The sequence below is a fragment of the Pacificibacter marinus genome (assembly GCF_018860665.1).
Classification (GTDB): domain Bacteria; phylum Pseudomonadota; class Alphaproteobacteria; order Rhodobacterales; family Rhodobacteraceae; genus Celeribacter; species Celeribacter marinus_A.
In genome coordinates, this window is record NZ_JAHKPK010000002.1 from 81054 (window position 1) to 107734 (window position 26681).

The 26681-nt window shown below is 52.4% G+C and carries 24 protein-coding genes; 16 read left to right on the forward strand and 8 right to left on the reverse strand.

The genetic code is table 11. The annotated features are described in order from the left end of the window. Positions 1-3 precede the first annotated feature (3 nt). Positions 4-471: a DNA polymerase III subunit chi gene (locus tag KO497_RS00540; protein ID WP_215942014.1), complete on the forward strand. Its 468-nt coding sequence runs from the start codon at positions 4-6 to the stop codon at positions 469-471. Positions 472-475: 4 nt separating this feature from the next. Here the strand turns inward: KO497_RS00540 and KO497_RS00545 are convergent, their stop codons facing one another. From KO497_RS00545 to KO497_RS00555, 3 genes are read right to left on the reverse strand one after another with little or no spacing between them, the layout of a single operon-like run. Next, the gene (locus KO497_RS00545) at positions 476-1111 is read right to left on the reverse strand and encodes a retropepsin-like aspartic protease family protein (RefSeq protein ID WP_252729444.1); all 636 of its coding nucleotides are present in this window, start codon (positions 1109-1111) and stop codon (positions 476-478) included. After that, complete coding sequence (locus tag KO497_RS00550) at positions 1086-1712, reverse strand: MarC family protein (protein WP_215942015.1); 627 nt, start codon at positions 1710-1712, stop codon at positions 1086-1088. Before KO497_RS00550 ends, KO497_RS00545 begins: the two co-directional genes overlap by 26 nt. A 2-nt stretch (positions 1713-1714) precedes the next feature. Then, the gene (locus KO497_RS00555; RefSeq protein ID WP_215942016.1) at positions 1715-3580 is read right to left on the reverse strand and encodes an ABC-F family ATP-binding cassette domain-containing protein; all 1866 of its coding nucleotides are present in this window, start codon (positions 3578-3580) and stop codon (positions 1715-1717) included. A gap of 459 nt (positions 3581-4039) precedes the next feature. Here KO497_RS00555 and KO497_RS00560 point away from each other — a divergent pair, with 459 nt between their 5' ends. Both KO497_RS00560 and ndk read left to right on the forward strand, forming a co-directional pair. Beyond that, positions 4040-5206 carry a surface lipoprotein assembly modifier gene (locus tag KO497_RS00560; RefSeq protein ID WP_215942017.1) on the forward strand — a complete coding sequence of 389 codons (1167 nt, stop codon included), beginning with the start codon at positions 4040-4042 and terminating at the stop codon, positions 5204-5206. A gap of 128 nt (positions 5207-5334) precedes the next feature. After that, positions 5335-5757, forward strand: a complete 423-nt coding sequence (gene ndk / locus KO497_RS00565; protein ID WP_215942018.1) for a nucleoside-diphosphate kinase — start codon at positions 5335-5337, stop codon at positions 5755-5757. A 141-nt stretch (positions 5758-5898) separates the two neighbouring features. On the opposite strand, the gene KO497_RS00570 is transcribed toward ndk, so the two are convergent. Both KO497_RS00570 and kdsA read right to left on the reverse strand, forming a co-directional pair. Beyond that, positions 5899-6228, reverse strand: coding sequence for a TfoX/Sxy family DNA transformation protein (locus tag KO497_RS00570; protein WP_215942048.1), 330 nt, complete (start codon positions 6226-6228; stop codon positions 5899-5901). Positions 6229-6653: 425 nt separating this feature from the next. Next, the gene (kdsA, locus tag KO497_RS00575) at positions 6654-7502 is read right to left on the reverse strand and encodes a 3-deoxy-8-phosphooctulonate synthase (RefSeq protein ID WP_215942019.1); all 849 of its coding nucleotides are present in this window, start codon (positions 7500-7502) and stop codon (positions 6654-6656) included. Between the two features lie 271 nt (positions 7503-7773). Between kdsA and ald the strand changes: the two genes are divergently transcribed. The 5 genes from ald to KO497_RS00600 all read left to right on the forward strand — a co-directional run bounded on the left by ald (position 7774) and on the right by KO497_RS00600 (position 12493). Next, entirely contained in the window at positions 7774-8892 is a 1119-nt protein-coding gene (gene ald / locus KO497_RS00580) for an alanine dehydrogenase (protein ID WP_215942049.1), read from the forward strand. Positions 8893-9237: 345 nt separating this feature from the next. After that, positions 9238-9462: a DUF1127 domain-containing protein gene (locus KO497_RS00585; RefSeq protein WP_215942020.1), complete on the forward strand. Its 225-nt coding sequence runs from the start codon at positions 9238-9240 to the stop codon at positions 9460-9462. Between the two features lie 258 nt (positions 9463-9720). After that, a complete protein-coding gene (fghA, locus tag KO497_RS00590) occupies positions 9721-10551 on the forward strand; it encodes an S-formylglutathione hydrolase (protein WP_215942021.1) in 831 nt (276 codons plus the stop codon). A 116-nt stretch (positions 10552-10667) separates the two neighbouring features. Next, positions 10668-11894 (forward strand): glutathionylspermidine synthase family protein, encoded by a 1227-nt coding sequence (locus tag KO497_RS00595; RefSeq protein ID WP_215942022.1) that lies wholly within the window; start codon positions 10668-10670, stop codon positions 11892-11894. Positions 11895-11911: 17 nt separating this feature from the next. Next, a complete protein-coding gene (locus KO497_RS00600; protein ID WP_215942023.1) occupies positions 11912-12493 on the forward strand; it encodes a DUF1190 domain-containing protein in 582 nt (193 codons plus the stop codon). A gap of 142 nt (positions 12494-12635) precedes the next feature. Here KO497_RS00600 and KO497_RS00605 read toward each other — a convergent pair whose 3' ends face one another. Together KO497_RS00605 and KO497_RS00610 are read right to left on the reverse strand one after the other, a co-directional pair. After that, positions 12636-13376 (reverse strand): sulfite exporter TauE/SafE family protein, encoded by a 741-nt coding sequence (locus KO497_RS00605; protein WP_215942024.1) that lies wholly within the window; start codon positions 13374-13376, stop codon positions 12636-12638. A 90-nt stretch (positions 13377-13466) separates the two neighbouring features. Continuing rightward, a complete protein-coding gene (locus KO497_RS00610) occupies positions 13467-14930 on the reverse strand; it encodes a PLP-dependent aminotransferase family protein (RefSeq protein WP_215942025.1) in 1464 nt (487 codons plus the stop codon). A 273-nt stretch (positions 14931-15203) separates the two neighbouring features. On the opposite strand from KO497_RS00610, the gene KO497_RS00615 reads away from it, so the two are divergent. The 4 genes from KO497_RS00615 to KO497_RS00630 all read left to right on the forward strand — a co-directional run bounded on the left by KO497_RS00615 (position 15204) and on the right by KO497_RS00630 (position 19998). Next, entirely contained in the window at positions 15204-16586 is a 1383-nt protein-coding gene (locus tag KO497_RS00615) for an aminotransferase family protein (RefSeq protein ID WP_215942026.1), read from the forward strand. A gap of 261 nt (positions 16587-16847) precedes the next feature. Continuing rightward, positions 16848-17852 (forward strand): taurine ABC transporter substrate-binding protein, encoded by a 1005-nt coding sequence (locus KO497_RS00620; protein ID WP_215942027.1) that lies wholly within the window; start codon positions 16848-16850, stop codon positions 17850-17852. Between the two features lie 80 nt (positions 17853-17932). Beyond that, positions 17933-18733: an ABC transporter ATP-binding protein gene (locus tag KO497_RS00625; RefSeq protein ID WP_215942028.1), complete on the forward strand. Its 801-nt coding sequence runs from the start codon at positions 17933-17935 to the stop codon at positions 18731-18733. A gap of 2 nt (positions 18734-18735) precedes the next feature. Next, positions 18736-19998, forward strand: a complete 1263-nt coding sequence (locus tag KO497_RS00630) for an ABC transporter permease (protein WP_215942029.1) — start codon at positions 18736-18738, stop codon at positions 19996-19998. A 95-nt stretch (positions 19999-20093) separates the two neighbouring features. On the opposite strand, the gene KO497_RS00635 is transcribed toward KO497_RS00630, so the two are convergent. Then, complete coding sequence (locus tag KO497_RS00635; RefSeq protein ID WP_215942030.1) at positions 20094-21104, reverse strand: LysR family transcriptional regulator; 1011 nt, start codon at positions 21102-21104, stop codon at positions 20094-20096. A 332-nt stretch (positions 21105-21436) separates the two neighbouring features. Here KO497_RS00635 and KO497_RS00640 point away from each other — a divergent pair, with 332 nt between their 5' ends. The 4 genes from KO497_RS00640 (at position 21437) to folD (ending at position 26679) form a co-directional block, all read left to right on the forward strand. Then, complete coding sequence (locus KO497_RS00640) at positions 21437-23872, forward strand: GcvT family protein (protein ID WP_215942031.1); 2436 nt, start codon at positions 21437-21439, stop codon at positions 23870-23872. A gap of 211 nt (positions 23873-24083) precedes the next feature. Further along, positions 24084-24842, forward strand: a complete 759-nt coding sequence (locus KO497_RS00645; RefSeq protein WP_215942032.1) for an electron transfer flavoprotein subunit beta/FixA family protein — start codon at positions 24084-24086, stop codon at positions 24840-24842. Then, entirely contained in the window at positions 24842-25765 is a 924-nt protein-coding gene (locus KO497_RS00650; protein WP_215942033.1) for an electron transfer flavoprotein subunit alpha/FixB family protein, read from the forward strand. The genes KO497_RS00645 and KO497_RS00650 overlap by 1 nt, the downstream gene beginning before the upstream one ends. After that, positions 25762-26679, forward strand: a complete 918-nt coding sequence (gene folD, locus KO497_RS00655) for a bifunctional methylenetetrahydrofolate dehydrogenase/methenyltetrahydrofolate cyclohydrolase FolD (RefSeq protein ID WP_215942034.1) — start codon at positions 25762-25764, stop codon at positions 26677-26679. The genes KO497_RS00650 and folD overlap by 4 nt, the downstream gene beginning before the upstream one ends. The last annotated feature ends 2 nt before the right edge of the window (positions 26680-26681 follow it).

The following is a 26681-nucleotide window of genomic DNA, read 5'->3' on the forward strand; positions in this document are numbered from 1 at the left end:
ATCATGGGCGCGGCCTTTTTCTATCATCTCACACGCAATCCTTTGCCCGTGACTTTGGCCAGTTTGGCTGAAAAATCTCTGGGAGCAGGCTGGCGTGTCGAGGTGCGAGGTCGCTCTGAGGCACAGTTGAAATCCCTTGATGCAGCCTTGTGGTTGCGCGAGGGGTTTCTTCCGCACGGTTTGGCGGGCGGTGCGCATGACGCAGCACAGCCGATCTTGCTCACGACCTCTGCTGGCGGCAATGATGCGCGCTGCATCATCTGCGTCGGCGGTGCCGAGATTTCGCCCGAAGATATCGCTGAAGCAGACCGTGTATGTATCTTATTTGATGGTTATGACGGTGCTGCGTTGGAACATGCTCGCGGTCAATGGAAAAGCCTGACAGCCGCAGGCACTCAGGCGCAATATTGGTCAGAGGAAAGCGGGAAATGGCAAATGAAAGCACAGCACCCTAAGGTCGAAAATGATTGATTTCTCAACGTGTTAGAGTGAGTTTCTGACGTGATATTTCAATCTTTTCGAACCGGTGTAAATAATCCATACCCAGCAAAGATCCAAACAAATCCCCATCGGTTACATAAGCTCGCACATCACTGTCTTGTACGCCGCCAACATTCAGCGTGTCTATTGACACAACCGAAGTTTTCACCGCCCCATTTGCTGTATTTGCGATGCCCGTATAGGTCAGATCATCAATCTTGACCCCCGCTTTTTCAGCATCCGCGTGGGACAGCACAACATTAGATGCGCCGGTATCGACCAGAAATTCGATAGGCGTTCCGTTCACTTCTGCGACCAACACAAATTGCCCACTGCTATCTTTTGGAATTTCAATAACGCCATTGCCATGGGTGATCTGCACAGGCGCAAGGCGCGGCGCGATGTCTTGCCACAAGCCATAGCCAGCCAACACGCCAATGAAAATCAGCGCCCATAAAATCATGTGGCGCAACATTTGCCCCAATGCCCGTCTGTAGGCCACAAGTGTATAGACGGTCACTGTGCAAAGCAGGATCGCGAGATAGAAAAAACGTGCTGTGTCAAAACTGTCCATCCCCCATAGATAGGGGCGTTGATGGCAGATGTCAGTAGGGCAATGCGCCCACTTCATGCAAACCGTCTAAAATAAATTGCACGGACAGGGCCGCAAGCAACATACCAAGAATACGAGTGATCACATTGACACCCGTCGGCCCCAAAGCGCGTTCTAACAAGCCGCCCATGATAAACAGTGCAAATGCGATCAGTAAAACCACTGCAAGCACAACAAAAACGGAAGCAAAAGCCAATGTCGTCTCTGTCTGCCCTGTCAACAAAATCATCGACGCAATGGCACCAGGGCCCGCGATCAATGGCGTGGCAAGTGGGAATACAGATGGGTCATCTTCGGAAATATCGGGTTGGCTGGCTTGATCTTCTCGGCGTTTGGTGCGGCGTTCAAACAGCATATCCAGCGCTGTCAGGAACAATAAAATACCGCCAGCCATGCGAAAGGCTGGCATGGAAATGCCTGCAAAGCCCAAGACAGCTTCGCCGAAAAAACCAAACAAAATCAAAATACCGAACCCGACTAAAATCGCACGCACTGCAATCGTGCGGCGCGCTTGCCTGTTCGACCCTGCGGTCAGCGACACAAAAATAGGCATCAATCCAATCGGATCAATAATCACAAAAAGTGTCACAAAGGCTGTCAGCAGGAAGTTCAGGTCCATGGTTAGCTTTCGGCTTTTTCAAGTTTTTCCAATGCGGCCATCCACAACTCTTCGGCGCGGTCTTTGGCGTCGCAAACTTCGTTGTATTTCTTTTGCCATAAGACAGCAGAGGGTTTGTCGTCATACAGTGCCGGATCAGCCAGCTTGATTTCAAGCTTTTTCGCCATCTCATTGATTTTGGCCATGCGTTGTTCACATTTGCGTGCCTCAGAGCGCAGCGCAAGAATTTCATCACGGGTGAACACGCGTTTGGCTGGGGCCGCAGGCTTGGGTTTGGCCTTTGGCTTGCGCCCGACTTTGTTTTTGTCATCCCCTTGCAGCAAAAGCTTGCGGTAGGTGTCCAAATCGTCGTCATAAGGCGTCACGCGCCCATCTTTGACCAACCACAAACGGTCCGCCACAAGGCTGAGCAAGTGCATGTCGTGCGTGACCAAAATCACAGCACCCGTATAGGCAGTCAATGCCTCCACAAGTGCTTCGCGGCTTTCAATGTCCAAGTGGTTGGTTGGTTCATCGAGGATCAACAGATGCGGCGCATCCAATGTGGCGAGCAGCAAAGACAAACGCGCCTTTTGACCGCCCGACAGACGCCCCACTTTGGTGTCAGCTTGATCCGCGCCAAGGCCAAAGCCAGCCAGTTTTGCGCGCAATTTTGGACCAAAGACACCGGGCATGGCGGGGGCCAAATGCTGCAACGGGGTCTCTTCAAAATTCAGCTCTTCGACTTGGTGCTGCGCAAAGAACCCGATGCGCAACTTGTTGTGACGCTTGAGCTTTCCGCCCATGGGTTCCAAGGCATTTGACAACAATTTCGACAGGGTCGATTTGCCCTCACCATTGCGGCCCAGCAAAGCGATACGGTCGTCTTGGTCGATGCGCAAATCAAGTTTGCCCAAAATCTGTTTGCCGTCATAACCAACGGAGGCGCCTTCCATATTGATAATGGGGGGCGACAATTCTTCGGGCTCTGGGAAGGTGAAAACCACGCGTGCCGCATCTTCGGGGGCGGTGATTTTTTCCATCTTTTCAAGCTGTTTCACACGAGACTGGGCTTGTTTCGCTTTCGAGGCCTTCGCCTTAAACCTGTCCACAAAACTTTGCAGGTGCTCACGCGCTGCATCTTGCTTTTTGGCCGCAGCCGCAATGACCGCGCGTTTGGCGGCGCGGGTCTTGGCAAAATCGTCATAGCCGCCCGTGTAAAGCGTCAATTTTTTGCTTTCCAAATGGACAATCGAGTCCACAGCACGGTTGAGCAGGGCACGGTCGTGCGAGATCAGCAAAACCGTATGCGGGTATTTGCCCAAATAGGTTTCAAGCCACAAAGCGCCCTCAAGATCAAGGTAGTTGGTCGGCTCGTCGAGCAGCAAAAAGTCAGGCTGAGAGAACAGAACACCCGCCAAAGCCACACGCATCCGCCAACCGCCAGAAAAGGCAGAACAGGGCATGTAGATTTCATCTTCGGTAAACCCAAGTCCGCGCAACAACGACGCCGCACGCCCTTCGGCGCTCCACGCGTCAATATCGGCCAGACGGGTCTGGATTTCAGCGATGCGCATGGGGTCCGTGGCTGTCTCGGATTCGATCATCAAGGACGCGCGTTCTTTGTCTTCGGCCAAAACCGTATCCAAAAGCGACACCTCATTGCCGGGCACCTCTTGGGCAACACCACCGATGCGGGCGCGCGTGGGCAGCTCGATCGATCCGTTGTCTAAAGGCATCTCGCCGCGCAACAATTTAAACAGCGTGGACTTGCCCGCACCGTTGCGACCGACGATGCCAACCTTGTGGCCCGTTGGGATGGTGACAGTGGCGCCTTCAAACAGGGTGCGCCCTTCGACCGAATATGTGATGTCTTGGATTTTAAGCATGGGGAGCAGGTGCCACGAGAAAGGCATAAGGTCAATTGCGGATTTAAGGGGGAAGGAGACACGATGCAAAATAGGTGATGCAAAAGGTCGTTTCAGTCCGATAATTGTCGATTTGAAGCAGTTTGTGCGGTCTGGAAATGCAGTCCGAACCTATTTGCTGTTTCATTAGACCAAAGTGTGCGCTTTGTTTCTGCGGCCATTCGACTCTAAAGTGATTTGGTTTCATAAATTAAATTTATACGGGGCGCAGGCCAATGGCTCATTTTATTGTTTTTCTTACAAGCAGGGCTGAGGTTGTTTTCTGATCGGTTGTATCAGGGGGCATTGTTGTTGCCGAATAACCTAATTGTAGCTCAATAATTTGATTTAAAGTGCAAAAATTAGAGGAGGTCTTTGTGATCCCTCATGATCTACGATACGATGTCAGCGGGTTTTTGTTGTCTTGATAGGTGTTTCAAAATGAAATCGATTTTGGATTTCTGCAAAGTCGTTGGCTTTGTCATGACGTTTGGCATCATGCAAGCGCCATCTGCACAGGCAGAGACGTCGCCTAAGGCCATAAACCTGCCTGCCGTTTTAAATGCGCTTAAAGAGAACCCTGACAATAGGCAGGCCCGATGGGCGTTGTCCGGCTGGCTTTTTCAGTCTGAAAAATACGATGCCGCGAAATTTCATATTCGCACCTTGCTTAGATCGACCAAGACAGAAAACGACAGGCGCGTTTTATTAAAGGCGCTCAAAGCGGTCGAAGAGAAATCCCCTTGGGCGTTCAATGCCGACTTTGCGGTTTTGCCATCCAGCAATGTCTACCGCTATACTTATAATGATCGTTTTGAAACTGTTTTCGGGACGTTTCTCCCAACCGGTGGGGGGACCGCCGTGAGTGGGATTGGTCTGTCTCTCGGGGGGACCCTCAGCTACGCATTTGTCACCGATGACGGGTCTCGGATTGGCCTGAGCGCGCAGCTGCAGCAAAGCCTGTATGAAGATCACGACCTCCAGTCCACGCGGCTGAGGTTCGGCGTCAAACGAGAGCAATTCTACATCGGCAGTGAAAGCGCTGTGGAGGCTTATTCCTACTTGCGATTTGATGGGGACACAGAGCTTTATCGTCGTGATTTTGGTCTGAAATACACGCATAAATGGCATTTGGGGGATGGCAAGCAGGTCACTGTTGGTCTGGATATGCAAGATCGGACGGATTTATCCAATGCCGATTTGGGCGGCCAATTTGCCAAGGGCGATCTGTCTTATACCTTCCCTGTCACCGACAAAATCAATGCCGCCTTGGGCTATAGTTTTTCAGGATTTAAAGCTGGCTTAGACCATAACTCATATGTGCAGCATCAAGTGTCAGCCCAGATCAACCGATCTTTTAAAGGGATCGGTAATGCGGGCGTTTTTGCAGCCTATTCGGTCAGCAGCTATGATGGAATTTATCCCGCGACGACTATGGCGCGCAAGGATCGCAAGGTGACACTCGGGGGCTCTTTCCGACCTGAGAGGTTCCAGATCAAGGGCGCACGCCCTCGTATGACCTGTTCACAGGTCTTTCATCAGTCAAACATCGCCTTATTTGACTATCGTGCGATGGATTGTAGCCTTGTTTTTGAAAAATCTTTTTGAAACCCGCATTGTTTGACTCAATAGCTTGAGTACTCTCTTCCCAAACTTTATGTCCCGTGATATGCGGCGCGAGAACGGGGCGTGGATACGCCTCACGGCACTTTAACTTTGCATTATGAGGCATTCCCATGGCTATCCAACGCACTTTCTCTATCATCAAACCAGACGCCACAAAACGTAACCTGACAGGTGCGATCGTTGCGAAATTCGAAGAAGCTGGCCTGCGCGTTGTCGCATCCAAGCGCATCCAATTGACACTTGCGCAAGCGCAGCAATTCTACGGCGTACACTCCGAGCGTCCTTTCTTTGGCGAATTGTGTGAATTCATGATCTCCGAGCCTATCGTTGTTCAAGTTCTCGAAGGCGAAGACGCCATCGCGAAAAACCGCGAAGTTATGGGCGCAACAAACCCAGCAGACGCTGAAGAGGGTACAATCCGCAAAGAATTCGCTTTGTCAATCGGCGAAAACTCTGTTCACGGTTCAGACGCTCCAGAAACTGCTGCAGAAGAAATCGCTTACTTCTTCTCCGGTCTTGAATTGGTTGGATAAGAGGCTCTGCCTCTCGGATCTGAATGAGGTCCATGTAGATTAGAAAAGGCCGCTCATATGAGTGGCCTTTTTCGTTATATGACGTGTGCCGATTGCGGTCAAAAGATCGCGTTCAATAGAATGTCTTTCAAGACCAACGATCTAGTGCCGTTCAATCACTCCGATCTCATTCAAAATCTTCTCAATTCCTGACAAGGGGTCAGGCGTCACACCATCTTTAATCGCATCAAAGCGTTCGCGTAATGCGTCTTTTTCCTTGCCTTTGCAGTCATTCCAAGGCCGTCCTTGCAGCCCCATCACCATGGCATAAAAGCTGATAAAATGCGGGCGTGCACCGGATTTGAGCAACATTGCGTAAGCCGCATCGGGGCCAAGCTCGCGCAGTTGTGTCGCCGTTGTGATCCCTGCACGGGCATAGACCGCATCAGTGGCGGGACCAAGGTTGCGAATAGAGGAAACGGGGTCGTCGATAGCGGGCGTGGTCATGAGTGTCTCGTATAAAGGCAGCAATGGGGTGTTTGCCAGAGTGCCGCCTTAGCGCATAATGAGCAAGCCTTGTAAAAGGGTTGTCTCGCCACAATCGCAAGCGGCGCATCCCTATGGTTAAGGGGTGCCTTTGCGTCTTGCCCTCTGTTCCAAATCTCAGTGTTAAAAGGATGCCCAATCTGTGAACTGTACAGGGGCAGGTGTTTGAGGGGATGATGGTGCTGGACTTTGCGCTGTTGTCGGCTGCGATGGTGGCATTGGTGAAGGTATTGTATGTGCCATCTTAATGAACTCCTTTTGAGTGTGTAAAAGGAGTTTGCCCAAGCAATCTGCCGGTGCTTGGGCGTAAATGGGGCGTGCAAGGGGCAATTAGACCCAATTTAAAGGCGTTCAGAGGATAAGAACGCGCCTTATTGGGGTTTCACAACCTGATCGAGCGCGCGCAATGTCGCCAAAAGCGGTTGCAGATCTTCGATCCGCACCATGTTTGGACCATCCGACGGCGCATTATCGGGATCTTCATGGGCTTCAATGAACAAGCACGCAGTGCCAACAGCGACAGCTGCGCGGGCCAAAGGCGGCACCATAGTGCGATCACCGCCCGACGAATTGCCGTTGCCGCCCGGTTGTTGCACGGAATGTGTCGCGTCGAACACAACGGGGTAGCCAGTTTCCGCCATTTTCGGCAGACCACGAAAATCGCTGACAAGCGTGTTATAGCCAAAGGACGTGCCGCGATCACACAGCATAATGTTACGATTGCCGGTTGAGGCCACTTTTTCCGCGACATTTGCCATATCCCAAGGCGCCAAGAATTGACCCTTTTTGATATTGATGGTCTTGCCGGTTTCGCCCGCAGCCAAAAGCAAATCGGTTTGGCGGCACAAAAACGCTGGAATTTGCAGAATATCGACAAACTCCGCTGCCATCGCACAATGATGTGTCTCGTGAACATCTGTGAGAACAGGACAGCCAAACTCGTCACGAATTTTCGATAGGATCGTCAGGCCTGCTTCTGATCCAAGCCCGCGTTCGCCGGACAAAGACGATCGGTTGGCCTTGTCGTAGGAGCCTTTGAAAATGAACGGCGTGCCCGTGGCGTCGCAAGCGGCCGCGATTTTTTCCGCCAGCATACGTGCGTGATCCAAACTTTCCAGCTGGCAAGGGCCGCAGATCAAGCCAAATGGCAGATCGTTGGCAAGCGTGACAGCGCCTTTAAGGCTTTTGTCCCCGATGGTGACGGCTTGGATGGTGGTCATATCAATGCTCCGAATTGCTTTGCGTCCATAGACCATAAAGCGCGGGCAGGGCGCAAGCTGAAGGGGCAAAACGGCGCCATGAGATTCGCCTCAATTCAGCTGTCGTATGGGGTAATATCCCACTCGTGTTTCAAAATCGGGATTTATTTTCATTTTGAGGTGAGGATTCGAATATAGATTTCACGTCTGCACCATTCAGAGCATAATGACGAAGAACATCCCAAAATCGCGATGCTAAGCTTGAGCCCAAGCGAACATGGAGGGAATGAACATGCGCATCGGTTGTCCTAAAGAAATCAAAAATCACGAATACCGCGTCGGCTTGACGCCTGAAAGCGCGGCAGAGCTTGTGGCACATGGCCACGAGGTTGTGGTCGAGCATGGCGCAGGTCTTGGTATAGGCGCTGAAGATGCAGATTACACTGCAGCCGGTGCCACTTTGGCTGCGGTCGAAGATGTGTTCGCCACGGCGGATATCATCGTCAAAGTAAAAGAACCCCAAGCGGTTGAACGCGCGCGCCTGCGCAAAGGTCAAACGCTATACACTTATCTACACCTCGCGCCAGACGCACCGCAAACGGTCGATTTGATGGCCTCTGGGGCGACCTGTATCGCTTATGAAACGGTGACCTCGCCCTTTGGCGGTCTGCCTTTGCTTAAGCCGATGAGCCAAGTCGCTGGCCGTATGGCGGCACAGGCTGGCGCGCATACGCTTGAGAAGGCCCAAGGGGGGCGCGGTGTTTTGCTCGGCGGCGTCCCAGGTGTGGCCCCTGCAAAAGTGATCGTCATTGGCGGCGGCGTTGTCGGACGCAATGCTGCCGCGATGGCTGTCGGTATGGGGGCGGATGTCGCCATTCTGGATCGCTCAAATGAGGCGCTGGAAAGCATCGATGCGCAATTCGGTGGTGCGGTCAAAACGCTGTATTCCAACAAATCCGCTTTGGCGACTGCTATTGCGACTGCGGATCTGGTGATTGGCGCTGTGCTGATCCCCGGCGCCGCTGCCCCTAAACTTGTCACCCGTGAGATGTTGAAAACGATGCAACAGGGTGCTGTTTTGGTGGATGTCGCTATCGATCAAGGGGGGTGTTTCGAGACCTCGAAGGCGACGACACATGCCGATCCTATCTATGTCGAGGAAGGCATTGTGCACTATTGTGTGGCCAATATGCCGGGCGCTGTGGCGCGCACCTCTACATATGCGCTGAACAACGCGACCTTGCCGCATCTTTTGAAACTGGCGGATATGGGCGTGAAAGAAGCTTTGTTGGCCGATCCACATTTGCTGGACGGCCTCAACGTGGCGCATGGGAAAGTGACCTGTGAACCAGTGGCGCAAGCTCAAGGGCTTGACTATCTGCCCGCTCAAGAGGCGGTTTTGGCGCTGTAATCTTTCGCATTATTTTTGTTTTAAAGGCCCTGCATTTGCGGGGCCTTTTTTGGGTTTCGGGTCTTTATACCTTTGCACAGGGGTGGGGGCACCACGGCAGGCACATCGAGTTTTTCTGCATTGCAGCGAGCGAAGAGGAGGCATGTTTTTCGCACATAGGTTAAGGACTTATGTATGCATTTGGCGCATGGCGGGGTTCTCGCATTGTGGATTGTTGCATCGCAGCATTTGCTCCATATTCAACTCAAGCAAACGGGCAAACGCCCAACAAGAGACATAGAAATTTAGGCCAAACATAGCGCCTTCACACAAACGACATCCGAACCGAAAGATAGGAACATTAAAATGGCATACGCAACTTCAAACGCACAGATCGCTCAATCCTCTTTGACAGAGCGCTTCACAACCGTCATTTCAAACATCTTCAAGCAGTTCGCCCTTTCCGTGGCTGAAAGCCGTTACATGTCTGAACTGTCCAACATGAGCAATCGTGAACTGGCAGACATCGGCATCAAACGCTCCGACATTCCAAAGGTTGCGCGCGAAGCAGCACGCGGCACGAACGCCTGAACATCTAAGTAAAACGCACTGCATGACTTGACCCCCGTTGCCATAAGGCTGCGGGGGTTTTGCCTGTCTTTTCTGCGATGATGTTCGATAATGGGGTATGATAGGCACAGTCCTTTGCATTTTTGATCAATATGAAATGCGCCAGCGCGCAGCAAAATCATAGATCTTGGCCCCTAGAGGCCTTTGCGCGCCCTACGTCCTCAGGTAGATTTCTTTAAATCCTATATCACGCGTGATATTTTTATTTGGAGATTCAGCATGGAAACCGTTTCAACCCATCTTTCCTTTGGCGGGACGCAGGGCGTTTATACCCACCAGTCCAGCGCCACAGGCACGCAGATGACCTTTTCGATTTTTGTGCCGCCTCAAGCCGCGTCACAAAAATGTCCCGTTCTTTGGTATCTGTCCGGCCTGACCTGTTCGCATGCAAATGTGATGGACAAAGGCGAATACCGCCGTAAAGCAGCAGAACTTGGTTTGATCATTGTCTGCCCCGATACCTCGCCACGCGGCGGTGATGTGGCCAATGCAGAGAGTTGGCAAATGGGGCAAGGGGCAGGCTTTTATGTTGACGCGACAGAAGCCCCCTGGGCTGCGCACTTTCAGATGTATTCTTATGTCACAAAAGAATTGCCCGCCTTGATCGCAGAACATTTCCCTGCGGATATGTCCCGCCAAGGGATCACCGGTCATTCCATGGGCGGGCACGGCGCGCTGACCGTCGCGTTGAAAAATCCTGATAGGTTTAAATCCTGTTCTGCCTTTGCGCCGATCACCAATCCGTCGACAGCAGATTGGTCCAAAGGCGCGCTTGCTGCCTATCTTGGATCAGATGAGACCAAATGGGCCGCCTATGATACTGTTAGACTCATCAAATCAGGCGCGCATGTCCCTGAAATCTTGGTCGATCAAGGTGTGGCGGATACTTTCTTTGAGGGATGCAACCCATATGCCTTGCAGGATGCTTGCGTTGGTACTGACATTGCACTGACGCTGCGCCTCCAAGACGGTTACGATCACTCTTATTTCTTTATCTCGACCTTTATGGATGATCATTTGGCGTGGCATGCAGAACGCCTACAGGCGTGAGACTGAGTTGATACGGCTCGCGCGGGTGGCAAATCATTGATCCCGCGCAGCTGGTCTGGTGCAAAGGCCAATTCCCCTCTATGTAGAAGCCCAAGCGAATATTCTGGGGGGATCTCATGCGCAAAGTCACACTGCCCGAACGGCCAAATTGGCGCGACCAAGCGGCTGAATTGGGTTTTACCTTTGCAGATATGCATGGCGAGCCCTATTGGGACGAGACCACAGCCTATGAATTCTCGTTGCGACAAATTGAGGATGACATCGAAGACCCCTCGACCGAATTGCACACAATGTGTCGCGATGCAGTGGCTGAAATTGTCAAAAGCGAAGAATTGCTTGAAAAATTGGGGATTCCTGCCGCGTATTTCGATTTGGTGAGAGACAGCTGGGGGCGCGGTGATCCTGAGCTTTATGGTCGGTTTGATTTGGCCTATGATGGCACCGGACCCGCTAAGCTGTTGGAATACAACGCCGATACCCCGACCTCTTTGTTTGAATCCGCCTCTTATCAATGGACTTGGCTGGAAGACCAGATCAAGCTTGGCGTGCTTGGCAAAGACGATGATCAATTCAACGGCATTCATGAGGCCTTAGTCGCCCGATTTAAGGCCTTGTTCGACACTGCGATGGATGTGCATTTCACCGCAATGAGCGGCAATCCCGAAGACTACGGCACTGTTGAAATGCTGGGTTGGGCCGCCCGCGAGGCAGGGCTTGGTGCGCATTACTTTGATCTGGAAAAGCTGGGTCTGAGCAAAGAAGGACAGTTTCTGGACGACGAAGCCCGCGTCATCGGTGCGCTGTTCAAACTCTACCCTTGGGAAGACATGCTGCGCGATGACTATGCCCAGCATATCGAAGGTGCCAACTGTTTGATGATCGAACCTGCGTGGAAGTCTGTCGTGTCCAACAAGGGGCTGCTGCCTGTGTTGTGGAGTATGTTTGAGGGCCACAAAAACCTATTGCCCGCCTTTTTCGAAGATGATGTCATTGGCGGACTAAACGGCACAGGCGCAGTGGCAGCCCATGTGGCGGATGCCTTTGATCGCGCGTCTGACGTATTGCGGGCGGGTCACGTGCGCAAACCGATCTTTTCACGCGAAGGTGCATCGGTTTCCATCATCGAGCATGGGGCCACAACTGATACGGCCCCTAATGATGATTACAGCGCTTTTCCGCAAATCGTGCAGGCCTATCACGCCTTGCCTGAGTTCGATGGGTATCACCCTGTCATCGGATCTTGGATCGTTGGCACCCAATGTGTCGGCATGAGTGTCCGCGAAGATCGCTCGCGCATCACCCAAGACCTGTCCCGTTTCAAACCCCATTTTATTCGCGATTGATCTCAAAGGATATCTCTATGTCAAAACGTTCTAAAACCGTCGCTTTGAGCATTCTCGGTGCAGCCTCTTTTGCATTGGCTGGCTGTCAAGAAGAACAAATCGATGCGCAGGCCTATCCTGATCTTGCGACCTGTAAGGCCGAAGTCGGGCAGGGCGGCTTGGCCTCTACCGAGGCTTGTGATGTGGCCTTTGCTGAGGCCCAAGCACTGCATGTTGAAGCCGCACCACGCTACGACAGTGTCGAGGTTTGCGAAAGCCAGCACGGCGAAGGCGCTTGTGGCACAGAGGCGGCTCAGGTCGGCAATGGCGGTTCAAGCGGTATTTTCATGCCACTGCTGACGGGTTATTTGATCGGCAATATGCTAAGCAATCGTGCTGGAATGGCAGGCTCGCAGCCTTTGTACAAAAAGGCAGGCGGCGGTTACACCAACGCTTCTGGCAACGCGAGCTATTCAGGAAACAAAGGCAAGGGGAGTTTGAGCAGTTCTCAGTTTGCCAAGCCCGCAGCGACCGCAGGTAAGGCGCCGATGACCAAGGCCAGCGTTGCCTCGCGCGGTGGATTCGGCAAATCCGCAAGCACGCGCAGCTATGGCGGCTAAATCGCTGCATTTGTTTGATATGACTGCATTCATTAAAAAAAAACCACTCCTGATCTTGGAGTGGTTTTTGCTTTATAACAATTGGTTATTCCGACATGTTAATGTTTTGAGTGAGGTGGTGTATCTCACGTTCTATCTATAATTACATGTAAGCCGCAATCCCGCGCGCGCCCGCAAGAATGGCCGCGATAGCCATAACGCCAATGGCAACATTACGGTACTGCGTGCTGTTCAGGCGCTTAAATGTGGCGGTGCCAAGCCAAGTGCCAAGTGCCATCGAGGGGATCGACAGGGCGGTTATGATCAGCGTGGATTGTGTCAATGCGCCTTTGAAATACAGGCCCGGTGTCGTCAAGATGCACACCACAAAGAAGAACAACAACAAGGATGCGCGCGTTTGTTTTGGGGGCAGGCTCGTGCCCAAGAAATACGCGACCGCGGGTGGTCCAGGCATGGCCGCCAACCCTGTAAATGCCCCCGCGATACCGCCGGCAACAACCGCTAGCGGACCGTTGGGTTCTGCTGTGCTGGGTTTGTAGCGCATCAAAATGATCAAGCCAGCCAAAACAACAACTGCAATCATGATCCGCGCGGCATCGGCGCTCAAAGCCGTTAGGGCCAAAACGCCAATAGGGATGCCAACAATAGCGCCGATGCATAGACGCAAAAGCGAGGGTCTGTGAACCTCTCCATATAGGGTAAAGCTGTCGCGCACGCCGACGACGACTTGCAGCAAAATCGATAGTGTCACCGCCTCAAGCGGCGATAAGACCAAAGAGACGATTGGCACGGCAGCCAAGGCAAATCCAAACCCAGCGAGGCCGCGCAAGAAGGCGGAAAACAGAACCGCGACAAGAACAAGGATGGTGGTGCTAAGGATCATAATCTGGGCTTTCTCGAATCAAGATGTCTATAGGGATATCCAGCCCCTAGACAGCATTGCCAGACGGCGATTGGTCCACACCTTGGGTTTTTATGGGGCCACAGTGGGGGCAGCCTGTGCCAGACGTGCCGCGACTTCACCAAGAACACGCATCCCCGGCACGATGGCGTCGGTTTCGATCAGCGATAAACCAAGACGCAAGAAACGACCCGCGTCCTCAGAGCGCACAAAGGGATCACCGCTTTCAAACAGCACGCCAGCTTTCATTGCCTCGCGCATCAAATCACGGCCATCGACACCTTCGGGACATTCCAGCCAAACACTTGCCCCGCCTTGGCAGGGGTCAGGCACTTTAAAGCCAGGCATCAACGTATCGATGTGTTCCATGACGCGATACCAGCGTTCGGCATGCACTTTGCGCAGTTTACGCACCAGAGCGAGATAATGCCCCTCGGCTAAAAATATAGCGGCTGCGCGCTGGTTGTTCAGTGGCACGGAGCGATGCATCAAGCGGCGCAGCCAGCGTGCTTCTTGCACGACTTCGGGTGGGGCCACCATAAAGCCAAGTCGCACACCGGGGGCCAAGACTTTGGACAAGGTGCCAAGATACAAAACGCGCCCGTCTTTGTCGCGCGCTTTCAAAGCTGTGTCGCGGGCAAAAGACACTTCGCCTTCATAATCGTCTTCGACAATTAAAAAATCTTCTTGGGCCGCAAGATTTAAAATCTGGTCACGGCGCGCGTCTGTCATCAAAGTCATGGTCGGGCATTGCGCCCCAGGCGTCAACAGGGCCACATCCAACCCCAAACCGGGCGCTATGCGTGCCCCTTGGGCGTCGATTGGCAAAGGCACCGATTGTCCACCGTAAAGTTCATAAATAAAGCGGGAATCTGGATATCCAGGGTCTTCGCAACCGACCCGCGCACCGGGGCCGGACAACATGCGCGCCAATAAGTAAAAGCCTTCTTGGGCGCCCAGCGTGATTAAAATCTCTTCGGGGCGGGCATAGATGCCGCGATCGGGTAAAATCCGCGTGCGGATTTGTTCGATCAGCATCGGGTCATCATCAACAGCGCGATCTGCAGCCCACCAGTCAATGGATGCGCGCCCTAAAGTGTCGCGTGATGCTGCGCGCCATGCATTCACCGGAAACAGGCGAGGGTCGACTTGGCCGTAAATGAAGGGATATGAATAATCTTTCCAATTCAGTGGCTTGCGAATATGATTGAATCTTGAAGGATGCACACGCATACGCGCATTCCAATCCAAAGTTGATGGCTTGGCGGTGTTTTCGTCTTGCTCGGCACCCCGTGCTGACACAAAGCATCCCCGTCGTGCTTGGCTTTCCAGATATCCACGCGCGATCAGTTCATCATAGACAGCGGTTGCCGTGTTGCGCGCGATACCGAGCTGTTCGGCCAAGGCGCGCGAGGATGGTATTTTTTGCCCAACAACCATCTGCCCATCATGAATCGCATCGATAAAGGCGCGGCGCAGCTGACGTTGCAGCGGTTCAGCGCTGTTGCGATCAATAGAAAAAGGTAGTTTTTGCATCCGTGACTTTCTGTTGCGATGAGTTGCGCGTGGTGTTCTGGCACCTCTTTTTTGACTAATTATAGGTCCAGTTTAAAGTGGTGAATGGGTCAAACAGAGCTGGTGCCCAAAATATACCATGAACTTTCGGCCTGACGCCTGAAAAACAATCAATTTAGGGATGGGATTTTGATCTGGACCTATCTGCACATCTAGTCTGGCTCTATCGGATGCGATGGTTTCAGCGATGATTTGCAAAAGAATACATCCTTAACGCTTAGGTAAAACCGTCTCATGGAAATGACTAAAATCAACGATATTCGCGCAACTGTAGACTCGGATCGTGCGCATGTGTGGCATCACCTGTTTCAACACGCCGCATTGGACCAAAAGGATCCGCGTATTTTTGTTGAAGGTCGCGGTATGAAATTGTGGGACCAAAACGGTCGCGAGTTTCTTGACAGCGTGTCGGGCGGACTGTGGACTGTGAATGTTGGCTATGGCCGCGAAAGCATGGCCGATGCGATCCGTGACCAAGTTCTCAAAATGAACTTCTTCGGCGGCAACATGGGCACAGTACCTGCCGCACAATTTGCCGAACGGATCACAGCCAAAACACCGGGTTTGGACCGGGTGTTCTTTTTGAACTCAGGGTCCGAGGCCAATGAAAAAGCGTTCAAAATGGTCCGCCAAATTGCGCATCAGCATCACGGCGGCAAGAAATGGAAAATCTTGTACCGCGAGCGCGATTACCACGGCAGCACTATGGGAGCGATGGCGGCGACCGGTCAAGGTCAACGGACTGACAGCTACGGTCCATTCCCTGATGGTTTCATTCCTGTGCCGCATTGCCTTGAGTACCGCGCGCAATGGGACGTAGAAAATTATGGTATACGCGCAGCCGATGCTGTTGAAGAGGTCATTTTGCGTGAAGGTCCTGACACCATTGGCGCGATCTGCCTTGAGCCAATGACAGCAGGCGGCGGCGTCATCACACCGCCAGCAAGCTACTGGGAGCGCTTGCAGGACATCTGTAAAAAATACGACATTTTGATCCATATTGACGAAGTTGTCTGCGGTATGGGGCGTACGGGTGAATGGTTTGGCTATCAAAACTACGGTATCAAACCTGATATCATCACCACCGCAAAGGGCGTGGCATCCGGCTATGCTGCGATCTCGTGTTTGATCACGACAGAAGAGGTGTTCCAAAAATTCCGCACCAATCCCAAAGACCCAATGAACATGTTCCGCGACATCTCAACTTTTGGCGGCTGTACTGCAGGACCGGCGGCAGCGCTGGAAAATATGCGCATTATCGAAGACGAAAACCTGTTGGATAACAGCAAAAAAATGGGTGCTTATTTGATGGATAAGCTGCATGAGATCAAAGATCGTCACTCAATCGTTGGCGATGTGCGCGGCCAAGGTCTGTTTTGTGGTCTTGAACTGGTCGCGGATCGTGACACACGCGAACCATTGGCAGAGGCTTTGGTTGATAAAGTGGTCGCAGGCTGTGACGCGGAAAGTGTCTTGATCGGTAAAACAGCGCGCGCCATTGAAGGCTTTAACAATACGCTTTGCCTCGCCCCATCTTTAATCGTTAACGCAGATCAAATCGATCAAATCACACAGACACTCGACAGTGCTTTGAGTGCAATTCCGACGTCGGCATGAGTCAAAATGACGGCTCCGTAATTGGGGCCGTCACTTCGGTTTCGTCCAGATTTCTAGAGCAGGCTGTGAATTTCTGTCTAAGTAACGTTTTGTCGTGAATTTGAATTTCTGGTCGATGCGCAAAGAATAGGCATTCATGATGATGAGGCAAATGAACCTGCGTATCCTTATGAAATAAAAGAAAAACACTACCAGAATCGGAAAAACCGATCACAATCTAAGGCATCACTATGTGCCAAGAAAAACAACATGGAGCTATCAATGATCTTTTCCAAAACACTTAAATCCCTTGCAGGTTCAACTGCACTGGCCCTGACGGCACTCGGCGTTGCAACACCTGCATTTGCTGTGGAAGAACTGACTGTTGGGTACTTTCTTGAGTGGCCAATGCCTTTCCTTGCGGCCAAAGCTGACGGCAAATACGCTGAAGCACTCGGCATGCCTGTCAACTGGGTAAGCTTTGACACAGGCACAGCCATGTCGGCTGCTATGGCCTCTGGCGATGTACAGTTTTCAATCAGCCAAGGTGTTCCACCTTTCGTTGTGGCAACGTCATCTGGTCAAGCTTTGCAGATGCTTGATGTCGCCGTGAGCTATTCAGAAAACGATAACTGCGTTGTTGCGGCTGCGCTTGAAATTGACAAAGACAGTGCCGACGAACTGGCGGGAAAAAAGGTTGCTGTCCCACTCGGCACAGCGGCGCATTACGCGTTTTTGAAGCAAATGGAACACTTTGGTGTTGATGTCGCGTCTTTGGAAGTGATCGACATGGCGCCAACAGATGGTGCTGCTGCATTGGCACAGGGTTCTGTTGATTTTGCCTGTGGTTGGGGCGGTGGCTTGTCACGCATGAAAGATCACGGCAACGTTTTGCTGACGGGTGCTGAAAAAGAAGAAATCGGTATTCTGGTGTTTGATGTGACGGCAGCGCCCTCTGATTTTGTTGTTGAAAATGAAGATATTGTGACCAAATTCTTGGCCGTAACCGCTGAGGCGAACGCAATGTGGAATGCAGATCAACCTGCAGATATGTTGACTAAAATCGCATCGGAATCCGGCATGGATGAAGACGCAACTTTGGCGTCCATCTCAACTTTCGACTTTCCGTCTGTTGAAGAACAGCTGTCTGATGCGTGGTTTGGTGGCACTGTTCAAGCTTACATGAAAGGCGTCGCGGACGTTTTTGTTGAAGCTGGCTCTATTCCATCTGCGCTTGAGAGCTACGACGATACAGTATCCACTGGTCCGCTTGCCGCGATCCAGTAATTACATACTCAATGCGCGGGGCAATCGTCCTGCGCATTTTTTGATATGTTCCGAAAAAGAGTATGAAAAAGGAGAACCTTGTGGGCGCTCTAAAAATTAATGACATTTCCATGCGTTTCGAGTTGCCGGATGGCTCTCATGTACAAGCATTACAAAACGTTTCCCTAAATTTGGAAAAGGGTGAGCTGCTTTCAGTTCTGGGCCCATCGGGTTGCGGAAAATCAACCCTTTTGAATATCTTAGCGGGATTTCTTGCAGCAACTGACGGCGTCGTCACATTGGATGGCGAAACGGTTACGGGCCCAAGTGCAGAACGCGGCATGGTGTTTCAGCAAGGCGCATTGTTCGAATGGATGAGTGTGCGCGAAAATGTTGAATTCGGCCCGCGCATGAAAAACATGCCCGAAACAGAGCGCAACACGATTGTTGAAAACCTGCTGGATACTGTGGGTTTGCGCGATTTCAAAGACAAAGCTGTTTATGAGCTGTCAGGTGGTATGCAGCAACGCGTCGCACTGGCACGATGTTTGGCCAACGATCCCGACGTGATCTTGATGGACGAACCGCTTGGCGCGCTGGACGCTTTGACCCGCGAAAAAATGCAAGGTTTGGTTTTGGATCTTTGGAAGAAGACCGGCAAAACCATAATCTTGATCACCCACTCGGTTGATGAAGCGCTGCTGTTGGGCGAGCGCCTGTTGGTGATGGCGCCACGGCCGGGTCGCATCTTTAAAGAATACCGTCTTCCGTTTGCAGAACGGGCTGTTGGCGCTGATCTGCGCGTGGTCAAAGAAGACCCTGCCTTCGGCGAGACCAAAAAGGAAATTCTCGAAATGATTTGGGAAATGGAAGAAGAAATTATGGGCGGGGGAGACCACTAGATATGTCTGGTTTTATCGTACTCGCAATTTATGCGGGCTTGTTCGCAGGCGCATTTTTCTTAGCCAAAGTGATCCGCGCTGCTTTGGGAAAAGCCACGGATTACACGTCTTTGAAAACGGTCACTTTCGGTGATGAAAGTGCCGTCACTGCGGATCGTGTCGCGTCAATTATCTCTGTTATCGCCGTATTCTTGGTATGGGGGGCGTTTACAGGGTCCAAATTGGTTCCGATCCATATGCCTGGTCCCTTTATGGGCGACACCAGCTTTACCTACACATCCACAAGTCCAAGCGGTGACACGGCTGACGCCATTGTCGATGTTTTGGTGCATCAAGCCGGCGCTGATGTGGACGCGCCTGAGGTTGATGCGGCAACAGGATTTGCACAAAATGATGCAGCTACAGTGGCCGCATGGCGGTCTGTTTTGATCCGCGCGCAGGCCAATGACGGCGATGATGCTACGATTACAGCCATCGAAGGCAAAGCGATCACCCCTGGTGATACAGTCAAAGTGCCAAACGGTGTTGTCACGATGACCGCTAAAGGGTCGTTGAATTTTTCACCGAATGCTGGCTGGCAGATGGAGCCAATTTGGCTTCCAGCACCAGAATCCGTGGCCGCACGTTTCTTTGAAATTGCAACGGATGGCTACCAGAATGTTTCTTTGTTTTCGCATGTTGGCTGGTCATTGTGGCGTGTTATTGCTGGCTTTGTGCTTGGCTCGCTTGTGGGTATTCCGCTTGGCTATGCCATGGGCTTGTCAGGTTGGGCGCGCGGTTGGTTCGATCCCATCGTCGAGTTTATGCGTCCTGTGCCACCGCTTGCTTTGATCCCGCTTGTGATCATTTGGTTCGGTATTGGCGAACAAGGTAAGATCGTTCTGCTGTTTCTTGCCGCGCTTTGGGTGATGATCATCGCCGCCCGTGCTGGCGTATCCGGGGTCAATATCACCAAAGTGCAGGCCGCTTATTCTTTGGGCGCCAACAAATGGCAAATCCTGCGTCATGTTGTGGTGCCTAACTCTCTGCCGGAAATCTTTACCGGTGCGCGGGTTGCTATGGGCGTTTGCTGGGGCACAGTTGTGGCCGCTGAACTGGTGGCCGCCGAAAAAGGGATCGGCAAAATGATTGTCACCGCGTCCAAATTCCAATCCACCGACATCGTGTTGATGGGGATTATTGTGATCGGCCTAATCGGGTTTGGCATCGATATTTTGATGCGCAAAGCCGAAAACTGGTTGGTGCCATGGAAAGGCCGCAGCTAAGATCTTTTCGATCCGGTTAAAGATAAAGCCACCGTTTGCATGACGCGAACGGTGGTTTTTTAAGTCTAAGGATAGGCCTTGCTTGAGAGCCTCAGCTAGATCACAGTCTCGCTGAACACATCGAGCGTTTGTGACACATTCGCAGCTGTCTTGCTAAACTCTGGGAACAGTTCATTTTGCAGAAAATCGCGCAACTGTTTGGCTAAGACTTCGGGTAAAGCACCCAATTCGTTCATGCGATTGACCAAATAAATCTGGCGGGAAATATTGGCAAAGGGCAGGGGATGGATATCCACCAACCCGCGAAATCGACTGGCGTCCAAAATGCTCAAGGGTGTGGTCAACGTCCAGCCGCCAGTGCGCGCGACAGTGGCGATCACCGAACGGCTTGTTTCAAAAGAAAACCGTCGTGGCGCATCAAAGCCTAAGCGTTTCAGATGCGTTGCAACCAATTGCCCCATCGGCATAGCTTCGGAATATTGCACCCATGGCATAGCACGCAGAGCGCTGCGCCATTCATTCGTGGGATGGTAGGTGCCCCGCGCCGTCACCAAGACGAATTGTTCGCGGTACAATTGTTGCACTTGGAACTTGAGCGTGTTGGTGGGGATGGTGGCTGTCACAGCGATGTCCGCTTCGCGCGATTCAAGGCGGGCTGTCACGTGATCAGAGCGACCAGAATAGGTGTTGATGAAACTGCGTGGCAATTGCGTTTGCAGCGATGTGGCCATCACTGGTGTCAGGGACGCGTCAAGATCGTCGATAATCGCACAGTTCAAGACGGGCAGGCTTGCAACGGTGAATTCCCCAAGTGAGGCTTCTGCCGCCAAAAGCATCGCCACCACGCGGTGGGCATGCAGGCTGAGCACTTGACCGGCTGGGGTCAACGAAATTGGCTTTTGCTTACGATCGAACAAGAGCGTGCCAAGGTTTTGTTCCATTGTGGTGATCTGTTGCGACACGTTGGACTTGCTCACCCCCAAGGCCTTTGCCGCTTCCGCGACGGATTTGGTGTCTTCCAGCGCGATAAAAACCCGTAGACCCCGTAGGGTCAGACGGTCGGGAAAGTCATTGAATATGGCGGATGTGGCGAGGGTGTCTATCATGCTGCATCATAGCCTCTGACCAGTTCGGAATCAATTTGAATACAGCTTGTAAGTTGTTTTTTATGAACCTGAGGTATCTGCTGAGTTTTCAATTTGCTAAAATTTTCAGCAAGGGTGTATTGGCTTATCCGCGCTTAAAAACCGTTATTTTACCATAATTATTCAAATTTATTGGGGTGAATGATGTATTTTTATGCACTGTTTGTAGTGAGGGCGGTTCTGTATTTTTAAGTGGTTCGTTCTGTTTTTGTGAACTTAAACTTGAACGATTGACCGCAGCAATGGCCTCAGGTTTAGAAGATGCAAATCCATATTCCAAAAGTGAGACCGATATGAAAACTCAAACGCGCGTTGTTGTTATTGGTGGGGGCATTGCAGGCTGTTCCACGCTGTACCACCTCACACAAGAAGGTTGGACCGATGTTGTATTGGTTGAACGTAATGAATTGACATCTGGCACCACATGGCACTCTGCAGCGCAAGTCACCAACTTTGGTGGCAACCAGACAATGGTTGGCCTGAAAAGCCATTCTATCAAACTGTACAAAGAATTGGCAGCGGATACAGATTATCCTGTCGGCTATCACCACGGTGACGGCGGTATCCGCTTGGCCAATACCGAAGAACAAATGCAGGGCTACCGCCACTTCGCCTCAATGGCGCGCGGCATGGGCGTTGATTTCGAAGTGCTTGACGCCGAAGAATGTGCGCGTCGCCACCCCTTGATTTCCACTGATAACCTGCTCGGCGGCCTTTGGGACGCGTCTGACGGCGACATCGATCCAGCGCAGCTTTGCCAAGCGCTGGCACGTCGTGCGCGCAAAGCTGGCGCCGAAGTCTATCGTAACACACCTGTGACTGGCCTGACCCAGCACAAAGACGACACATGGACAGTGCACACCGAACACGGCGATATCGATTGTGAAATCGTGGTCAATGCCTGTGGCTACCGCGTGAACGAAGTGGGCGCGATGATGGGTGTTCATCACCCCGTTGCCTCGATGGAGCACCAGTATTTCTTAACCGAAGATATCCCTGCTATTGTTGAATCAGACAAGCGTATGCCGCTGTTGCGTTGCCCCATCTCTGATTACTACTGTCGCCAAGAAAAGAACGGCCTTTTGGTCGGGTTCTATGAGCAAGATTGTAAGACTTGGGGCATGGACGGCATCGACCCGAACTTTGTCAACGCGCTTTGCCCAGACGATCTGGACCGTGTTATGGATGTTCTGGCCGGTGCATTTGAACGCATGCCAGCTTTGGAAGAAACCGGAATCCGTGCGATTGTGAACGGTCCAATTACCTATACAATCGATGGCGCGCCGCTTGTTGGACCTATTCCTGGCAAACGCAACGCCTTTTGTATCATTGGTCTGCGTGCAGGTCTTGGTGAAGGCGGTGGTCACGGGTTGATGCTTGCACAACAAATCGTTCACGGCGAAGCAGAATTTGACACATGGTGCATCGATCCACGTCGTTTCACAGGTCACACCAACGTTGAATTGACCGCCCTGAAAGCGATCGAAGATTACCAAAATGAATTCAGGTTCCATTTCCCACATGAGCACCGCCCCGCTGGTCGCCCCGCGAAAACAACACCTTTGACGCCAATTTTGGCCGCAGAAGGTGCTGAATTTACAGTCGTGAACGGCTGGGAACGTATGGATTACATCAAGCCTTCGCCTGATTTCCATCCGACTTTGAACTTCCTGTTTGACGAGACCTTCGACATCGTTGCCGCTGAAGTGAAAAACGTGCAAGAAAACGTCGGCCTGTGCGAAGTCAACGGTTTCAACCGGTTTGAAATCACTGGCGCAGATCGTCACGCGTTTTTGGACCGCATGTTCTGCGGCAACGTCACCAAAAAAGACGGCCGCGTTGGCTTGGGGTACATGCTCAACCACCACGGTATGGTCAAAGGCGAGGCGACAATCGCGAATATTCCAGCCTCTGATCGCGGGCCAGAACGCGCTTGGTTCGGGTCTGCTGCGGCAGCTGAATTCCACGATATGGATTGGTTGCAAAAGCACCTGAACGCCGACGAAGACGTTCAGATCAAGAGCCTGACCAACGACCAGACCATTCTTGTTTTGGCTGGACCAAAAGCACGCAAAGTGCTTGAGGCCACAAGCCGCGGTGACTGGTCCAAAGAAGGTTTCAAATGGTTGTCTGTCCGTGAAGCGTTCATCGGGTTTTCTCCTGTGACTGTCCTTGGCGTCAGCTTCTCTGGTGAACTGGCCTATGAAATCCATGTGCCAAACGCATCGCTTTACGCGGTGTACCTCGCCCTGCGCGCTGCGGGTAAAGAGCACGGTCTTGGTCTGTTTGGGGCCCGCGCTGTTGACTCCATGCGGATGGAAAAAGGCTTCATGCACTGGAAAGCAGACTTGCTGACCGAGTTTGATCCCTTTGAGACATCCTTGGATCGCTTTATCAAAATGGAAAAAGGCGAATTCATCGGTAAAGAGGCTTTGGTCAAACGCCAAGCGGCTGGGATCAAAGCCAAGCTTGCCTGTTTCAAAATTGATGCGACCAACGCACCGGCAATTCCGGGCGCCTCACTGATGCTTGACGGAAAAGTGGTCGGCACGATCACATCGGGCGACTATGGCCACCGTGTGGGCATGAACCTTGCCTACGCTTTCGTCAAACCGGAGCTGGCAGCCGTAGGCACCAAGATGGAGCTCGACTTACTCGGTGATATGGTCGGCGCGGAGGTGATTGAAATGTCCCCCTATGATCCATCCTACGCTTTGATGCGGGGCTAAACAACAGCCGAGCGACCGGCTTTACGCTGGTCCTTGATGGCTGAAACCCGTTGATCTGCGGTGCACGCCCCCCTTGTGCATCGCAGGTCGAACCAGCCGCGACAGACATGCAATCGTCACGGCTGGCTTGGGTTTATCTATGCGATAATTTCGCGCCTCAGGCGCATTTTGAATGAACTTAATCTCCCTTAATCTCCCAAGGAGCGATGTGATGAAAATTTTAGTGCCGGTCAAACGCGTCATTGACTACAATGTGAAAGTCCGCGTGAAGGCAGATGAAAGCAGTGTCGAGCTTGCCAACGTAAAGATGTCGATCAACCCGTTTGACGAAATCGCAGTGGAAGAAGCCATTCGTCTGAAAGAAAAAGGCGTGGCTTCGGAAGTTGTTGTTGTCACCATTGGCGTGAAGAAATCCGAAGACGTGCTGCGCACAGCGCTGGCGATGGGGGCTGACCGCGCGATTTTGATCGAAGCGGCAGACGATGTGCATACAGATATCGAACCTTTGGCCGTTGCCAAGCTTTTGGCAAAAGTTGCTGAGGCCGAGGCGCCAGATTTGATTTTGGCGGGCAAGCAAGCGATTGACAATGATATGAACGCGACCGGTCAGATGCTTGGTGCCTTGCTCGGTTGGGGGCAGGCGACCTCTGCCTCTGCGCTTGACATCACCGATGGCGTGGCGCGTGTCACGCGCGAAGTTGATGGTGGTTTGCAGGTTGTTGATGTGAACATGCCAGCGATTGTGACCTGCGATTTGCGTCTCAACGAGCCGCGCTATGCGTCACTGCCGAACATCATGAAGGCTAAGAAAAAGCCACTCACAGCGACTACAGCTGCAGATTACGGCGTGGATATCACCCCCCGTTTGACGGTCGTGAAAACAGTCGAACCCGCCGCACGCGCGGCAGGTGAAATCGTCGGTTCTGTTGAAGAGCTCAAGGCCAAACTCAAAGAAGCAGGAGTGGTATAATGTCCGTTCTTCTCGTCGCCGAAATTTCCGGCTCGCACATTTCTATCGATGCAACATCCAAAGCACTGACGGCTGTGTCTTCGCTTGGACCTGTCACCATTTTGGCCGCAGGCGAGGGCGTTGATCCGGCTCCGCTTGCCGCACTTGCTGGCGTGGACAAAGTTCTGCACGTCGAAGGTGCAGACTATGGCCACCAAATGCCAGAAGCATGCGCCAAATTGCTGCAATCCCTTGCGCCAAACTACACCCATATCGCAGCACCGGCGACCACATCAGCCAAAGCAAGCTTTCCGCGTTTGGCCGCGTTGCTCGACGTGATGGTGATCACCGATGTGATTGCCGTGGACAGCGCGGACACGTTCCAACGTCCTATCTATGCGGGCAATGCGATCCAAACGGTGACCTCAACTGACGCGATTAAAGTGATGACTATTCGTACCGCTGGCTTTGACGCGGCAGTGGGTGGCGGCACGGCAGCAATCGAAGTGATCGATGCAGCCGAGGCCGTCGACAGCTCTCGCTGGGTCGAAGACCGCGTTGTCAGCAGCGATCGCCCCGAACTGACATCTGCCGGTGTTGTTGTGTCTGGTGGCCGTGGGGTTGGCTCGGAAGAAAGCTTTGCGATCATTTCTGATCTGGCTGACACACTTGGCGGTGCCGTTGGTGCGTCGCGTGCTGCTGTTGACAGTGGCTTTGCCGCCAATGACATGCAGGTCGGTCAAACGGGTAAAGTTGTCGCCCCTGATCTATACATCGCTTGTGGTATCTCTGGTGCAATCCAACACTTGGCTGGCATGAAAGATTCCAAAGTGATCGTCGCAATCAACAGCGATTCAGAAGCACCTATTTTCCAAGTGGCCGATTACGGCTTGGTCGCCGACCTGTTTGACGCTGTTCCCGCTTTGACGGAGCAACTCAAATGACAGCGCAGCTCATCGACGGCAAGGCCCTTGCATCAACGGTGCGTGGGACTGTAAAAGACGCCGTTGCACAGCTTAAAGCCGAGCATGGGATCATTCCTGGCTTGGCTGTTGTCCTTGTTGGCAGCGATCCTGCCTCTGAGGTCTATGTGCGTTCCAAAGGCAAACAAACCATCGAGGCAGGTATGAATTCCTTTGAATTCCGCCTGTCCGCCGACACATCGGAAAAAGAACTGATGGGCCTAATTGAACGGCTCAACACCGATCCTGAGGTGCATGGGATTTTGGTGCAATTGCCACTGCCAGCGCATCTGGACAGCAAGCTCGTGATCAACGCGATTGATCCGCATAAAGACGTGGACGGGTTTCACACCACCAATGTCGGCATGGTCGGCACGGGGCAGGATGCCATCGTGCCTTGTACACCGCGTGGCTGCATGATGATGTTGGCGCAGATTTATCCTGATCTTCGGGGCAAAACCGCGCTTGTTATCGGGCATTCCAACATCGTTGGCAAACCCATGGGGCGCCTGCTGTTGAACGCGGATTGTACGGTGATTGTCACGCATAAATCCTCGACCAATATTCCAGAGCTTGCACGCATGTCTGACATCATCGTTGTCGCCGCCGGTGTGCCAGGTTTGGTGAAAGCCGATTGGATCAAACCTGGTGCCACTGTGATTGATGTGGGCATCAACCGCGTGCCTGCGCCGGAAAATGGCGTGAAAGACGATGGCACGGTCAAAACCAAACTTGTGGGCGATGTCGATTTCGATGCGGCCAAAGAGGTCGCGGGCGCGATCACACCCGTACCTGGTGGCGTCGGCCCGATGACCATCGCCTGTCTCTTGGTCAACACTCTCAGTGCGTGTTGCCACCTTAATTCCCTCCCTGAACCTGTGCTTTTGGGCGCTTGAAA